Annotated in this window: 14 protein-coding genes and 1 pseudogene; 5 read left to right on the forward strand and 10 right to left on the reverse strand. The window is 46.3% G+C overall.

Annotated elements, in window-relative coordinates; translation table 11 throughout:
- Window positions 1-8: 8 nt before the first annotated feature.
- The 4 genes from AC3FZD_RS03770 (at window position 9) to AC3FZD_RS03785 (ending at window position 5,344) form a co-directional block, all read left to right on the forward strand.
- The gene (locus AC3FZD_RS03770; protein ID WP_488738846.1) at window positions 9-218 is read left to right on the forward strand and encodes a hypothetical protein; all 210 of its coding nucleotides are present in this window, start codon (window positions 9-11) and stop codon (window positions 216-218) included.
- Between the two features lie 49 nt (window positions 219-267).
- Window positions 268-1,236, forward strand: a complete 969-nt coding sequence (locus AC3FZD_RS03775) for a glutathione S-transferase family protein (RefSeq protein ID WP_488738847.1) — start codon at window positions 268-270, stop codon at window positions 1,234-1,236.
- A 96-nt stretch (window positions 1,237-1,332) separates the two neighbouring features.
- Window positions 1,333-2,889: an NAD(P)H-hydrate dehydratase gene (locus AC3FZD_RS03780; RefSeq protein WP_488738848.1), complete on the forward strand. Its 1,557-nt coding sequence runs from the start codon at window positions 1,333-1,335 to the stop codon at window positions 2,887-2,889.
- A 130-nt stretch (window positions 2,890-3,019) separates the two neighbouring features.
- Window positions 3,020-5,344 (forward strand): phosphodiester glycosidase family protein, encoded by a 2,325-nt coding sequence (locus AC3FZD_RS03785; RefSeq protein WP_488738849.1) that lies wholly within the window; start codon window positions 3,020-3,022, stop codon window positions 5,342-5,344.
- A gap of 165 nt (window positions 5,345-5,509) precedes the next feature.
- On the opposite strand, the gene AC3FZD_RS03790 is transcribed toward AC3FZD_RS03785, so the two are convergent.
- The 10 genes and pseudogenes from AC3FZD_RS03790 to AC3FZD_RS03835 form a co-directional block, all read right to left on the reverse strand.
- Window positions 5,510-6,238, reverse strand: a complete 729-nt coding sequence (locus AC3FZD_RS03790) for a Uma2 family endonuclease (RefSeq protein ID WP_488738850.1) — start codon at window positions 6,236-6,238, stop codon at window positions 5,510-5,512.
- 45 nt (window positions 6,239-6,283) lie between these two features.
- The gene (locus tag AC3FZD_RS03795; protein ID WP_488738851.1) at window positions 6,284-6,856 is read right to left on the reverse strand and encodes a TIGR04376 family protein; all 573 of its coding nucleotides are present in this window, start codon (window positions 6,854-6,856) and stop codon (window positions 6,284-6,286) included.
- 112 nt (window positions 6,857-6,968) lie between these two features.
- Window positions 6,969-8,108 (reverse strand): hypothetical protein, encoded by a 1,140-nt coding sequence (locus AC3FZD_RS03800; protein WP_488738852.1) that lies wholly within the window; start codon window positions 8,106-8,108, stop codon window positions 6,969-6,971.
- A gap of 248 nt (window positions 8,109-8,356) precedes the next feature.
- Complete coding sequence (locus AC3FZD_RS03805; protein ID WP_488738853.1) at window positions 8,357-9,727, reverse strand: cytochrome c biogenesis protein; 1,371 nt, start codon at window positions 9,725-9,727, stop codon at window positions 8,357-8,359.
- A 7-nt stretch (window positions 9,728-9,734) separates the two neighbouring features.
- Window positions 9,735-9,950, reverse strand: a pseudogene (locus AC3FZD_RS03810) (cytochrome c biogenesis protein CcdA); the annotation flags it as partial.
- A 1-nt stretch (window position 9,951) separates the two neighbouring features.
- Window positions 9,952-10,287 carry a DUF5615 family PIN-like protein gene (locus tag AC3FZD_RS03815; RefSeq protein WP_488738854.1) on the reverse strand — a complete coding sequence of 112 codons (336 nt, stop codon included), beginning with the start codon at window positions 10,285-10,287 and terminating at the stop codon, window positions 9,952-9,954.
- Window positions 10,280-10,603, reverse strand: coding sequence for a DUF433 domain-containing protein (locus AC3FZD_RS03820; RefSeq protein WP_488738855.1), 324 nt, complete (start codon window positions 10,601-10,603; stop codon window positions 10,280-10,282). Before AC3FZD_RS03820 ends, AC3FZD_RS03815 begins: the two co-directional genes overlap by 8 nt.
- Before the next feature lie 119 nt (window positions 10,604-10,722).
- Complete coding sequence (locus tag AC3FZD_RS03825; protein ID WP_488738856.1) at window positions 10,723-11,451, reverse strand: cytochrome c biogenesis protein CcdA; 729 nt, start codon at window positions 11,449-11,451, stop codon at window positions 10,723-10,725.
- Between the two features lie 127 nt (window positions 11,452-11,578).
- Window positions 11,579-12,193: a Uma2 family endonuclease gene (locus AC3FZD_RS03830; RefSeq protein WP_488738857.1), complete on the reverse strand. Its 615-nt coding sequence runs from the start codon at window positions 12,191-12,193 to the stop codon at window positions 11,579-11,581.
- Window positions 12,194-12,328: 135 nt separating this feature from the next.
- On the reverse strand, window positions 12,329-13,774 hold the full coding sequence (locus tag AC3FZD_RS03835) for an FkbM family methyltransferase (protein WP_488738858.1): 1,446 nt from the start codon (window positions 13,772-13,774) through the stop codon (window positions 12,329-12,331).
- A 293-nt stretch (window positions 13,775-14,067) separates the two neighbouring features.
- Here AC3FZD_RS03835 and AC3FZD_RS03840 point away from each other — a divergent pair, with 293 nt between their 5' ends.
- The gene (locus tag AC3FZD_RS03840; protein ID WP_488738859.1) at window positions 14,068-15,330 is read left to right on the forward strand and encodes a GGDEF domain-containing protein; all 1,263 of its coding nucleotides are present in this window, start codon (window positions 14,068-14,070) and stop codon (window positions 15,328-15,330) included.
- Window position 15,331 lies beyond the last annotated feature (1 nt).

A 15,331-nucleotide genomic window follows, 5' to 3' on the forward strand; every position in this document is an offset into this window, starting at 1 on the left:
TTCTGCCTATGAGACCCCCAGATGATGACTTTTCTGGATCAGTTCAAGGTTGCTTAGGACAAGTTGTTACTTACCTAGTTATTGCCGTTGTTCTCTTTTTTCTGGTCTTGTTTGCTTGTAGTTATTTCCACACCACCTTTAATACAGTATTACTGGTTTGGTTTGGATTAATGCTATTTGTTTCTCTTGTGTTTATCCTCAAAATGACTGAAGGTTAAACCCATCTTTATTGCTCAGGGTGTCATTCAATTACAAGGAATATATATTATGGGTTTAGGATTATTAGTCGATGGTCAATGGGTTTCTCGAAGGCAACAATCCGATCGAGAAGGAAATTTCGTTCGTCCCCAAACAACCTTTAGAAATGAAATTACTGCCGATGGTTTCAGTGGATTTAAGGCAGAAACTGGACGATATCATCTCTATATTTCTTGGGCTTGTCCTTGGGCCCATCGCACAGTAATTATCAGAAAACTAAAAGGACTAGAATCAGCTATTAGTTTATCGGTGGTCGATCCGGAGATTGATCAAAATGGTTGGCAGTTTTCTGATGCTCCCGGCTGTATTCCGGATACAGTGAATCAGGCTGACTATCTCTGGCAAATTTATTTAAAAGCAGATCCTAATTATAGCGGTCGAGTGACGATTCCGGTTTTATGGGACAAGAAAACCGGAACTATTGTTAATAATGAATCGCGGGAAATTATCCGCATGTTGGATACAGAGTTCGATCGATTTGCGGAACGTCAAGTTACTTTTTATCCAGAAGAATTACGCAATATTATTGATGGAACGATTGATACGATTTATCAACCCATTAATAATGGAGTCTATCGAGCTGGCTTTGCGACAACGCAAGAAGCCTATGAACAAGGGTTAACTGACTTATTTGATGCTTTAGAGCATTGGGATCAGGTGTTAGAACAACAACCTTATTTATGTGGCGATCGCATCACTCAAGCGGATTGGTGTTTATTTACGACCCTGATCCGCTTTGATATGGTCTATTATGGTCATTTTAAGTGCAATCTCCATCATATTAGCGATTATCCGAATTTATGGAGCTATCTAAAAGAACTGTATCAAGTGCCCGGAGTAGCAGACACCTGTAACTTTGACCATATTAAGCGCCATTATTATCGCAGCCATACGGATATTAATCCGACCCAAATTGTCCCTAAAGGGCCGATTTTGGATTTTGGCGCTGCTTACGATCGCAATGTGTTAATGCATTAGTGGGGGAATGGGGGAATGGGGGAATGGGGGAATGGGGGAATGGGGGAATGGGGGAATGGGGGAATGGGGAGATGACATAACTGAGGAAGTTGTTCAATGGAAACACTAACATTGCAAAAACTCGATCGCCGAACTCAACTTTCTGAAATAGTCGTCACTGCGGCACAAATGCGAGCCATTGAAAATCGCCTGTTTGCAGCAGGTATGCCAGTAGCAGCGCTGATGGAAAAAGTGGCGGGTTTAGTGGCTCGCCGGATGATGGACGAATGGGAAACATTGGGGTTAACCTCAGCTAAAGTTGGGGTAATTGTGGGGCCGGGTCATAATGGTGGGGATGCCTTGGTAATTGCTAGGGAATTGTATTTACAAGGCTACCCAGTCGCTGTTACACAACCGTTAGCTCAGTTAAAAGAATTGACTGAAGCTCATGCCCAGTATGGAAAAAGTTTGGGGATTCCTTGGCTGAATTTAGGGGAATTGCTGCAAAGTTGCGATATTCTGATTGATGGCTTGTTTGGATTTGGCTTAGAGCGCTACATTTCGGGAGAGTTGGCGGAGCAGATCGATCGGATTAATCAATCTGAAAAGTTGGTTTTTAGTATCGATCTGCCCTCTGGCATCCATACGGATACGGGAGAAGTTCTCGGCTGTGCGATTCGTGCCGATTATACGTTTTGTTTGGGACTCTGGAAAGCGGCTTGTTTGCAAGATGGGGCGCTTGAGTATTTGGGGAAGGTGGAGTTAATTGATTTTGGGATTCCGTTAGGGGATATTGAGGCGGTTTTAGCTGAATCTTGTCGATGTTATCGCATTACTGAGAAACGGGCGATCGCCGCTCTCCCCCTTCCCCGTCCTCTACTCTCCCATAAATATAAGGCCGGTCATCTCTTGTTGGTATGCGGTTCTGAAGAATATGCAGGCAGTGCCATTTTAACTGGTTTAGGGGCCCGCGCCTCTGGCGTGGGGATGCTGTCGATCGCCGTTCCCAAAAGCTTAAAACCCCTGCTTGTCCCCCAGCTCCCGGAAGCGCTGATTATTGCTTGTCCGGAAACCGACACCGGCGCGATCGCCCAACTCCCCGATGCACTAAACTGGGACAAGTATCAGGCGATCGCCTGCGGGCCGGGAATTACGCGATCGGCCGCCTCCATTCTTTCCCCGCTTCTCCAGGTTCCTAAACCCCTGATCCTCGATGCCGATGGTCTAAATATCCTCGCCAGCCTCGGTATTTCCCTCCTCAAGGGGCGATCGGCTCCTACCCTCCTCACCCCTCATGCTGGAGAATTCAAGCGCCTATTTCCCGAAATTAACCCCCATGGAGACCGCATCCAAGCCGTTCGCACAGCCAGTCAACAAACCGGGGCGATCGTTCTCCTCAAAGGAGCAAGAACTGCCATTAGCAGCCCCACCGGAACCGTATACCTCAACCCCGAAAGCACCCCAGCCCTTGCCAGAGGGGGCAGTGGCGATGTCCTCACCGGTCTTTTAGGGGGACTCGTTGCCCAACTTCCCCCAGAAATTGCCATCCAGACGGCTACCTGGTGGCACGCCCAAGCAGGAATTTTAGCCGCTCAACAGCGCACCCCTTTAGGCGTAGATGCCTTGCACCTGACGACATACTTAGTCCCTGTTGTACAGCGCTTCTTGGTGTAGTGGGGGAATGGGGGAATGGGGGAATGGGGGAATGGGGGAATGGGGGAATGGGGGAATGGGGGAAAAGATTCTTGAACCGTTTCAATGTTATCCTAGAAAGTCGTAGAAACTGGGTAAGTTACCCTCCCAAATGGCTTCCTTTCCCGACACCCTCAATCATTGGGCTTTTCCCTTTATCCAAGCATTGCGCGATCGCCGCATCGTCAATGGATTCCCGGACGGAACATTTCGCCCCGATCACCCCATGACTCGCGCAGAATATGCCGTCATATTGCAAGCTGCCCTACAACAACCCAAAAAAAGACCCTATACCCCATTTATCGACGTTGGAGCCAATTTTTGGGCAACCCCAGCCATTATTTGGGCTTACGAAACTAACTTTATTTCTGGCTTTCCGGGTAATCAATTTCGTCCCCAATCTAACATTACCCGCATTCAGATTATCGTCTCCTTAGTTAGTGGGTTGCGGGTTCATACCCTCGTAGATCAAACCCAACCTCTTGCACCCCTAGAAGAAATTTATCAAGATGCTTCGAGTGTGCCCCAATATGGGCGGGATGCCCTGCACTTAGCCACCCGCGCTAACCTAGTGGTGAATTATCCCGATCTAGCAATTTTCCAGCCTAACCGGGATGCAACTCGTGCAGAAGTGGCGGCCTTTTTCTATCAAGCTTTAGTGCGGTTGGGTAAAGCTGAACCCATTGCCTCAGACTTTATCTTAAAAGTGTTTCCGCCTGGGCCAATTGGGGAAGGAACCCAGATTTTGGTCAATGGCAAAACCTATACAGCCACCTGGAATCAGTGGAGTGATGGGGTATGGGCGCGAACGGCGATCGCCGATGCTGGGTTAATGCAGAGTATGGGAATTGACTTACTCAACACGGAAAACCCCAGCCAACAACCGACTCAATGGTATTCTCCTCCCATTACTCTCCCCGCCCAACGTCATCACCATTATCGTCATCTGGATATTACCGACTGGCGCAAACAGCAGTCTTTTACCCTGGTGGTTAATGGGGATACATTGGTGATGACTAAGCCAATGACGAATGTCACCGGGATACAAACCCAGAGAATTTTGAATGGGGAGCAGGCGATCGGATTACGTCTAAAAATTAACCTCACCCAACCCACTCCCTATCAACTCCGACAAGATACATTTGATTGGCAAGTTACCCTAGATGCGGCCATTTCCCAAACGATTTTAGACAACTATCAAAATCCCTCAACCGTCATCCCGGAAACAAATCAACCTTCTTCCGAAGAAGTAAACGAAGGAGAAGTAATGGCTGATGCTTCCCAACCCTTGCGCCCCACCCTCACCGCTAATTCTCAGCATCTTTTAATTCAAGGCAACTTACCCCCCGGACTTTCAGTAAAAGCCATTACCCAAACCAATCCCTATAGCTTAATTCTAGAAATTCGCCCCGATATTCCCCGCAATCGAAATATTACTTGGTTGCCCGGATTACGCTGGAAAGAGGAATATGTATCATTAGGCTCCGATCGATTTCCAGTCACTTCCTTAACCCTATCTCCCAATCCAACGCCAAAACTGAATTTAGAGCCGATTTGGACTTATGCCGATACTATGGAAGGCACAACCCCATTATTAAAAATGGGAGAATTTTGTCGAACTCTCGCCGCCATTAATGCGGGCTTTTTTAACCGCAATAACCTATTACCCTTGGGCGCGATTCGTTGGCAAGGAAAATGGTATTCTGGCCCCATCTTGAATCGGGGGGCGATCGCCTGGGATAATCAAGGGGGTTATGCGATCGATCGCCTCACTTTAGCAGAATCAATTACTACATCAACTGGGGCCCGCTTTCCCTTAGTTGTTCTCAACAGTGGCTATGTTCAAGGCGGCATTTCTCGCTATACTCGCCAATGGGGAAAGACTTATAAGCCTTTAACTGCCGGAGAAATTCTGATCGTAGTTGAGAATAATAAAGTCTCTCGCCACCTAGAAAATACTGAAGTCGCTGATATTCCAGATACAGGGTATTTACTGGTGTTGCGATCGCTCTCCAGTGCCAAAACCAGCCTCATGCCCGGCACAACCATAACCCTAGAAAGTAAAACCAATCCCCCTAACTTTAACACCTTTCCCCATATTATCGGCGGCGGCCCTTTACTGATCAAAAATCAACAAATTCTCCTCGATGCCGAAGCAGAAGGATTTAGTCGTGCCTTTGCCCAACAATCTGCCATTCGCAGTGTTTTCGGAATTACCAAATCCGGTGAATTTCTGCTCGTCACCATCCATAACCGCATCGGAGGATTAGGAGCCAGTTTAACCGAAACTGCCCAACTCATGCAGAAACTTGGAGCCATTCATGCCTTAAATTTAGATGGCGGTAGTTCTACCAGTTTAATGCTAGGTGGGCAAATGATTAACCGTCCCCCATCAACGGCGGCTAGAGTACATAACGGTTTAGGCATTTTCAGCTAAAGTTTAGATACAGCGCTTCGCGCCCTCCGTGGGGGAATGGGGGAATGGGGGAGTGGGGGGAGTGAACAACAGACTCAATTTAGCTTTGGGCTATTCTGGCTATCGTTAAAAACCGCTATTTATGTACCGCATAGCAGAGGAAATTGCTATAAGTGGCGATCGCCCCTACAATAGAGAATCGGGATCGATATTTAACTGTCGCAGTTTCTCCCGTAGCTGTTGTAAATTAGATTCGGCACTGTCTGCTCGCTCTCGCTGGAACTCCTTTTCTTGGCGCTCGCAATCGCGCTCTCGCACGACATCCGCATAAGTTGCGAACGCTTCCCCACTCGGCGTAAAAACCTGCAACTCTTCTGAGAGTGTACTAAAACTTACCTGTAACAAAGGACTTCTCCAACCCTCCATTTGAGCAATTTCGGTTAAACTCCCCTGACTTCTCAACCATCCTTGCAATTGATTCCGTTTCGGATTGTAAACATAGTATTCTTGCACACCATAATAATCGTAAAACCGAAACTTATCCTCCATTTCTCCTTGGCTATTACTCGGTGAGATAATCTCCATTGCCACTTGAGGCGCGATATTTCCTTCTTCCCATTGCTTATAGGAGCCTCTATCTTTTTTTTCGACTCCAACAACCACCATAATATCTGGTGCTTGGCAGAAGGGTAAATTTTCTTCAGCTACAGTTAACATTCCTGCTTCTCTGGGATACCACAACAAATCCCCAGTCACAAAAACATCTTCTCGCTCTTGGAACAGAGCTGATAATCCTCCAACAATAGTGGTAATTAAACGAAATTGAATCGTATTATCCGCCATCGGTTTACCATCACTTTCTGGGTAGAGCCGAGCGGAAACTTGTGATTGAGGGAGTAATTCTCGTACCATCATTATCTACCTGAATACCGATAATTATTAAGGGTTTATTGTTCATTGTCAATTGTTCATTTTATCCTTCAAATCCTGCAACTCCTGATCCGCTTCCCAACGGCGAAACTCTTCTTCTAAAAGATCGGGACTACTACCAATGCGACTATAGCCCTGATTCCAACCGGGGGGAGAATAGGTCGCTTTTTCACTTGCACTCGCTTCAGCTTCCATTTTTATCACCCTAGCATGAACTTCTTCCTTCCGTTTCTTAATCTCCTGATATAACTCTTTCGCCTTGACAATTCTCTGTTTACAGCCTTGCATTTTTCCCCATAATTGATTGCCTTTATGCAATAGGGTATTTTCTCGTTCTTGGGCGGCTTGGGCTAAATCCATGCGCCCTTTTGCCGTTGCCTTTTGTACCCAAGTATGCCAACGCTGAATCTCTTGAGCCGTTGCCATAATTTCCTCTTGGGCTTGTTTTTCCTGACGCTGTAAATCGACAATTAAGCGCAGGGTATCTTCCTGTTGTTCATGGAGTTGATCTTCTAAAATCGATAACTCTAATTGGGGATGATTTTTGAGAAATTCATCCAACCGATCTTCTAAAAAGCGACTCACATCATCAAAAATACCCACGGTTTCCGATCCTCCTCTGCTGATGTCACTCTCATCCTAATTTTAGGAGCAGATGTACTCATTTTCTGGTATTTGCACCCAGTTTTAGATTAACCTGCCCCTAGGGTAAGGGTTAAAATTTCTGACCAACAAAAACCGATCGCACCTCGCCATTACGGCGAACGATCGCCTCTTGGTTGACAATATCCACTAACATCCATCCACTCGAACCAATCGTTTCTCCCACCTGAAACCGGCGAGACATGCCATTAATTTCAAATAAAGCAGCCGAGCGATCGCCCAATTCCAAAATTCCCGTCAACATCAAATTGCTTGGGGGATTATTGGCTACATTCGGTGTCGTGGGAGACGGTAGGGGAGAGGGCGCAACCCCATCCTCCATCGCACTCGGTGAGGCAGCCACTACTTCTGGGGAAGCGACAGGAGCAGGAGTCGGTTGATAAACGGGAATATAAACCCGCTCCAAAACCTGAGTCGGCGTAGATGGAGTGCTTTCTGGTAAGGGAGTTTCCGAGGAACTCTCTGGTTCAGTCCCCTGATTTTCGCTTAACTCATCCTTCAACTTCAAAGCCCGTTGCATATAATTGGCAAACTCTTCATCCGCTAAAGCGGTGGAGGGCACATCCACGGGAGCCATGGGTTCTGGACTGGGTTGACTAGAGGGTAAAAACTGGGCAAACTGTTGGCGTATTCCTTGCCCAGTCTGGGTGCTGGATATCCACCAACCTAGGGGAATGGCGATCGCCGCTCCCACCCCCACTAACAGCAACCGATCCCACCAAGGTTGAACCCTTGGTGCAGGAGCAGCCACGGGAAATAGCTCTTCTTCGGGTAATACCGTAGGTTGTAAATCCACTCCGAATGTTGCTGATTCTATTTCTGAGGTTTCTGAAGTGGGGGAAGCGATCTCCCTCTGCTCTACTGTCGTCAGCCTATGGCTCGGATTAGCCGTCTGAGCTATACCGGTTAGACTGGCTAATTCTGGGGAGATCTGAGCCAAACTTTCGGCGATCGCCTGGGGCAGCTTCATTGAAGGAATATCCAGGGGTTTGAGAGACACCAACTCCGGTTGCACGGGTTCCTTCGGCAAAGTGCCCCCCCGATCTAACACCCGGTCAATATCTTCAAACAAATCATCCATCAACCCATTAACTTCTTGTTCCATTGACCAAGAAGCCATATGGATAGAATCTGTATTCAAATCAGAATTCAAATCAGACTCTCGATCGTGTTTGTAAACATCCTGATCCATAACAGGGGGTTCGCTCAATATTTTGGCTCGATGGGTAGCAATGATTTTATTTATGCCATCACTTTAACATGATGCCAATCTCAATCAGAAATGACAAATCCAAACCATCGAGTCTTCTCCCCTTCCGGGCAAAAAAAACCCCCTTAGCGGGGAAGCCAAGGGGAATCATCAGGGTGCATCTACCATACCACTATCCCTATTTGGGGTTTCTGAATCCGGAAGAATGGGAAAAATTTTTCCATTCTCTTCTAGGTTTTAGCCGGTGATGGGGAATCATCCTGAACTTGGTCAAGGATTTTCAGCACTTCTTGCTCAAAGGTGACTTGAGCGCGGTTAGTTTTCCCCCCTAGATAAAAGCGATCGCCATTTTGCAACGCCCAGATTTGCGAGTGGGAAAAATAACTCATCACGACGGCGATCATCAATAGCCCAAATCCGGTATAAACTACGGGAATACCAGGGTCGGCTTTGATCTGTAATCCAGTGCTGCCAATGACTTCTAGGACTTTTAGCGTCACGCCATTTACTTCAATGTCCATCCCTTGACGCAAGGTTCCTATCAGTTGTCCTTGATTATCATAAACGACTAAAGTACCCTGTAAATCCTTGGTGACTAAGGCGACTCCTTGGCTCAGATCGGGTTTGGTGGGTATCCAGGTTCCCCAGATTCTGCCCTCGGTTTCTATGGGGAGTTGGGCCATGGGAATCTGGAAGATGGGAGAATTATTAACTCTGACTTTAACGGCTGCGATCGCCCAATCCGCCTGATACAAGGTGACACCGCGATAGCGCAGGGGCTGATTGACATGGATTTCTTCCCGTTTGACTTCTTCTCCCTGGTTATCTAAGACGGATAAATCGGAATAAAATTGTTCAATTCTGCCTTCTGGACTATAGTCAATCCAAAAGCGATTCACGCGCACTGACCAATCTTGGGGGACTTGGGATTGGGCGAAGGGCCCGGCTTCGATGATATTTTTAATTTGGAAGGTATCGCCACTGGGAATCATTTCTTGGGCCATGAATCCGGTCATAGAGCCTAAAATCGATCCAGCTAGGATAATTAGCATACTGGCATGAACGATAATGGGGCCAATTCTGCCCATGATGCCTTTGCGAGCGTATAGGGTTTCGCCTTCTCGAAAGACGCGATACCCATATTGTTTTAGGATCGGTTCTAGGCGATCGTTAGAGCCTTGATTTAACTGGGTACTAAGGGCGAGTTTTTCAAATTGTTGTGGGGTTTTGTAGTAGCTCCAACGGTTCGCTGCTTTGAGGGTGGGCAGTTGCCGGGTAAAGGTGCAAGCGGTTAAACTTGAGCCGAAGAGAACGAGCAGGGCTAAAAACCACCAGGTGCTATAGACATGATCTAAGCCAATGATTAACAGGACTTTCCAGGAGAGGAAGCCGAATAGGGCGGGGTCTTCGGGGTAGTTGGCTTGGTAAAATTCGAGAGATTGCCCCTGTTCTATGACTGTACCGGAAATGCTGAAGAGGGCGATCGCTAATAGTAGGATAATGGCTAACCGTAAATCGGCTAAGGTGGGTAGCACCTGTTTTTTCCACCATTGCAGGGGGTGGAAGGGGAGGGGAGTAGAAGCATTTTGATTAGAAGTCATCGGCACATTAACTTATCGGGACAAGACGAGACAGGAGGGAAATCACCCCAAATCCTACTAATAACACGCCACTGGTCGGAGTAATCCATCCCGACCATTGCCGCAGGGCTAAAAGTTTTTTAATCGAAGCGGAAATCCAATCCATGCTTCCGGAAGCGGGTAGTTGCAGGGGTAAGGCTTCCAGGAGATTGAGTCCCATGAGGATGGCGATAATAATGACTAATTTAAATATATTCAATTCTTCCTCTCATTTCTTCTGGTTCATAGACTTCATAAATTAAGACTAAGCTACGAATAATTTCACCGATAGAACGAGAATTAGGTGGGCAATAGACAATTCCTGGATAATCCGTGGTCTGACTTGCTATAATCAAAAAATCGTCATCATGAGTGACAATCACACGCTGCTCTTGACAAATAAAGACTAGATGTGATTCATCACTTTGAGTTCGCAACCCAGCCTCAATAGTTGTTGTCACATCTATTCCATAACGACGCAAACCACGGGCAATACTCGGATCAATATGTTCATCTAAATGAAAACGAATTGACTTACTCACCTCTAATTGCTCTTAATTTATCTTCTAATGGAGACGGCGGACTATTTCGCTTTAATTCTTCTACAAGCTTGTGACTTTCTGCTGTTTGACGATCGATTTCTTCTCGATGATCGTAATAATAAGTCATAGCTGCATGAACAGCAGCAAATTGTAAATCATACTTGGTGGCAATTTCTTCTATGGAAACCCCCGTCTTCAAATACATTTCGGCAATGTAGGCAACAGAAATGCGGTGACCGGCAATGCGTGGTTTACCACCAAGTACCCCAGGGGTAATTTCAATATGTTCGGTTTCTGTTAAAACGGCAGCATCCATAATTTGAAAGTTGAGTTAGGTTAGTTGTATCAGCAAGCACGACTATTTTATATTATTTCAAGTCTGGGTCATCAATCAAAGTATCGGGTAATCTCATTTTTCTATGATAATGCGCTTAACTAACTAATGGGCACAAGACGAGACAGGAGGGAAATCACCCCAAATCCTACTAATAACACGCCACTGGTCGGAGTAATCCATCCCGACCATTGCCGCAGGGCTAAAAGTTTTTTAATCGAAGCGGTGAAGGTTCCCGCGAGTACCAGGGGGGAAACATAGCCCGCAGTATAGGCGAGGAGTAAACCGCTACCGAGGATTGGGTTTTGGGTGCTGGAAATCCAAGCCAGCAGCGTGGCGAGTACGGGGGTGCTACAGGGGGAGGCGACTAAGCCAAAGGTTAAGCCAATGAGGTAGGAGCGAAGACTGTTAGGGAAGTTGGGCGAAATCCAATCCATGCCCCCAGAAGCGGGCAATTGCAGGGGCAAGGCTTCCAGGAGATTGAGTCCCATAAGGATAGCGATAATACTGACAATAATGGGTAATCCGATACCAATTTGTCCATAGACTTGACCCACCAGGGCGGCGACGATGCCTAGGAGGGCGAGGGTAGTGGCTAAACCGGCTGCAAACCATAGGGATTGAATGGCTGATTGTAGGCGGTTTTCGGTTTCGTAGCCGCCGATGTATGCCACGGTTAGGGGCAACATGGAGAGCATACAGGGGGTTAAGCTTGTCAGTAGTCCGGCGATAAAAATAAGACCAATACTCACAGGGTTGAGATCCGCGAGTTGGGTATCAACGAGGCGATCGGCAAACTGTTGCAGGTGATAGAGCTGGGTTTCGAGCATATCCATTAAAAATTTTCAGGTCGGAGACAGCCGAAAAAATTAAAAGTTAAAAAGGGTCAACGTTTCCCCCTATTGTACAGGATGGGGCATGGGCGCGATAAAACTCCGCTTCCCTAATGCGATCGCCCTAATCCCACACCCGACGAAGCTCTAAAACGAAACCGGGTAAAACTGCCTCACCGGATAACTCAGTTGGATTTGGCAATATTTCCACCTCTAAACCGACTCGATATACTTCTACTTTTCTAGTTTTCGGATTAATTAGCCAACCCAATCTGGCTCCATTATCCATATACTCTTGCATTTTTTCTCGCAGGGATTTTATGGTATCTGAGTGCGATCTTAATTCCACCACAAAATCAGGACAAATCTGGGCAAACATTCTCTTTTGTTCCTCATTGAGTGTATCCCAACGCTCTTGACTCACCCAAGATGCATCAGGAGAGAGATTCGCGCCATTGGGTAAAATAAATCCAGTCGATGAGTCAAACACTTTCCCCGGTTCGCCTGCATTGCGCCACCATAGATACAACTCGCCAGAAATACTGCTATTTTGTTCTCCAGTTTCCCAACCGGTTGGTGGATTCACAATTAATTCTCCGTTTGCTGTTCTTTCTAGTTGTAATTCTCGATTACTGGCCGCTAGAATTTCAAACTGTTCTTGGGTAACATAGAGCTTTAGAGTTTTGGGTAACTCTAGTAATAGGGTTTCCGTTTCCGGTACGGTTGGGGTCTGTACCATCTTCACCTCTTAGTATCATAGAAATGGGCTAGAAATTGATCTATTTTAGCCGATCGCCAATTTTTCCCTAACTTCAATTAAAGAATCGGGGTTTGAATATCCGCCACAGAGAGCGCAAAGTGCTTTATGTCAATCTTACTGAACCCTAGACTGAATATAAAAGTTGCTATAATTCCATTCTCGAAACTCTTTAATAATTTGATAATTGATCCGCTCTAGAAAACTCAAAAACAGGGGTTGATTTCTTTTGGTGACTTCAATCAGTCCATCGGGTTGAAATTGCCGCAACAGCCCTTCAGCTCCTTCTAACACTTCAATTTCTAATCCTTGCACATCTATTTTAATGAAATCGACCCTAGAGGTAATGAGCCGATCGAGGGGCAAAACTTCTAAGGTTCCCCTGGGATCTTCTTTGAGTTCGGTTAAACAGAGATCGCCGGTGGGATGGTTTTGCAGTTGGGCGCGACCGGGAGTTTTACCGACAGCATAGCCTAATTTAGAGAGGTCTACATTGGTAATCTGATTCAGAGCAATATTGGTTTTGAGGGCGGCAATAATATCGGGTTGAAATTCGATGGGAATGACAGTTTCTGCTCCTAATATTTTGGCAAAATAAACCAGGTGGTTACCGGAATTTGCGCCCACATCGACAATAACCGATCGCCGCTTCAACGTCTGATGGATAAAATCGAGTTCTGACTGTTCATAGAACTGGCGATCGTTCACCTGGGTTAATTCCACATCTAGATTTTTACCCGTAATCTGAAATTGAATCGTTTGATAGTGGCTGATAAACTCAACTTGAGGGCGATCGCCACAGACTAGATTGACAAAATTGAGCCATCGCTGGGTTTTACGCAAATGAGGGGCAAGACTCAGAGCTTGTTGTAGATAGGATCTCGCGGTTTGCCACTGCTCTTGTTTGGCAAAAGTGATGCCTAAAGACTGGATATAATGGGGATCTTGGGGAGAGAGGGCGATCGCCTGCTGAAAAGCCTTCATCGACTCCGTATAGTTACCCATTTGGTTATAAATACCACCGAGCAGAGCATAGAGTCCTGGCCGATCAGGATATTGCTCGATCGCCGCCTCCAAAAGAGCGATCGCCACCTCTAGGCACTCCTGCTGACGCAGAAACTCAATGAGTTCCTTAAAAGAAGACAAACTCAGAGAAACCTGATGTAGGGCTTGCTCATATAAGGGGCGATCGCTCTGAAAACATCCTAGAGCAACTAATGCCTTCTGAAGACGTTGCCGTAAATTTTCATCAGTCGGTTGGAATAGCAACCCATGGCTATAATGACGCACCGCCTCCGATAACCGCCCCTTTAGCTCATAGATCAAGGCTAAATTATAATGGGCAGCCACATGATTGGGCTTTTGTTGCAACACCTGGTGATAGAACCGCGCCGCCTGTTGATAATCACCCCGTTTCTTATACAAAACCCCCAAATTCACCAGACTACTAATATGTTGGGGGTCAAGTTCTAAAACCCCTTCATATCCGCTACGAGCAGCTTCTAAATTCCCTTCTCGCTGGTACTGATAGGCCTGTTGAAATTGTTGATTAATATTCACCATACTGAAACCCAAACACATCCCGTTCTCAAAATCGCCAGAGAGAACAACCTTTCAGCTAAAATTGTAAGCTATGATCGAATGCTCTAGGGAAACCTTCAAAACACAGGTATAGCAAAACCAGGGAATTGGCTCGGCCTTAATCACCCAGCCAACCCATCACCCATCCTGTTAGAGATTGGGGGTGCATCAACTGAGCCAATCTAGCCTATACCTGGGAACCTAGCTTAATGTAAACTATCGAAACACCGATTAGACCTTTCCTTGCGGAAATGGCGATCGAATAGCCTATAACCATGAATCAGGGATCTAAGCCAAAACCATCAGCTCGCTCGGACTCAACCTCCTCGGAAGACGTAAAAAAATCTGGGGAAAAGCACTCACGCATCGAACCCGAATGGCGAAACTTCCTTATCTTATCTCGTCTTCAGCCAACCATTTGGATGACCCTTGGTGGAGTTTTTGCCTTAGCTTTGTTTGAAGCTATCCTTTATGGTGAACAATTTGCTAGTCAACTGCTGGGCGCTCGCATTACCACCCTCTTTGCGCTCTTAGGCTGTTGGGGATTACAAAAAACCCAATTTGGTCGTCGCCATCCCAGTCTTCTCTTTCTAGGACTATCCTGGTCAGTAACCCTGTTACCCCAGATTCTAGGAACGGCTGCCGGAGCCTCTGAATTTAACCCAGAACTTTGGCTGGTTATGTTTGTGATGCAAGCTACCGCTATTCCTGTATTTTGGCGGGTTCATGTTATTTCTCAAAGTGTTGTTATTGCCTATTTTTGCCTCAATCACTGGATCTTGGGTTTGCCTCCGAGTGATTTATCCCATGAGATTGTGGTAGAATCCTTTCTGTTTTTAGCCATGATTGGCATTGCTTGTTATTTCATGATTTATCAATATGAACGGCTTTCTTTGCTAGAGTGGTCTACTCGTCAAGAACTGGAAACCGTTAATAAACAAGTTAAAAATCTTACCCTTTTCGATCGCCTCACCCAACTCCCCAACCGCCGCCGCTTTAATGAATATATCGAGCAAGAATGGCGACGGATGAAGCGGGACTTAAAACCCCTCTCCCTCATTGTCTGTCGCGTGGATTATTTTAAGCCCTATGTTTATAGCTATGGCTCCCAAACCAGTAATGAATGTTTAAAAACGATCGCCGAGGCGATTGGCTCTGTGGTCAAACGACCAGCCGATATGGTGGCTCGGTATCGGGGGGAAATGTTTGCTATTTTATTACCCCAAACCAATGTGGAAGGAGCGATGCAAGTAGCGACCTATATTCACTCAGAAGTTAGTAGTCTCAAGTTAGTCCATCCCAACTCCCCCATCAGTCCCTATATTACGGTCAGTTTAGGAGTCAGTAGTGTAGTGCCTCGTAATGATGATTCTGAAGTGACTTTAATTGTTACTGCTGGAGAAGCCTTAGCAGAAGCTCAAGCCTTGGGAGGCGATAATATTATTGTTAAAACTCCCCAAGGGTTGAAGCTCGATACTAAGGTGGATTTAGATGATTATCCATCCGGGCCGTTTGATAACCACTCTTTTGAACCCTAGA

This window comes from Roseofilum sp. KMC-1 (genome assembly GCF_057802075.1).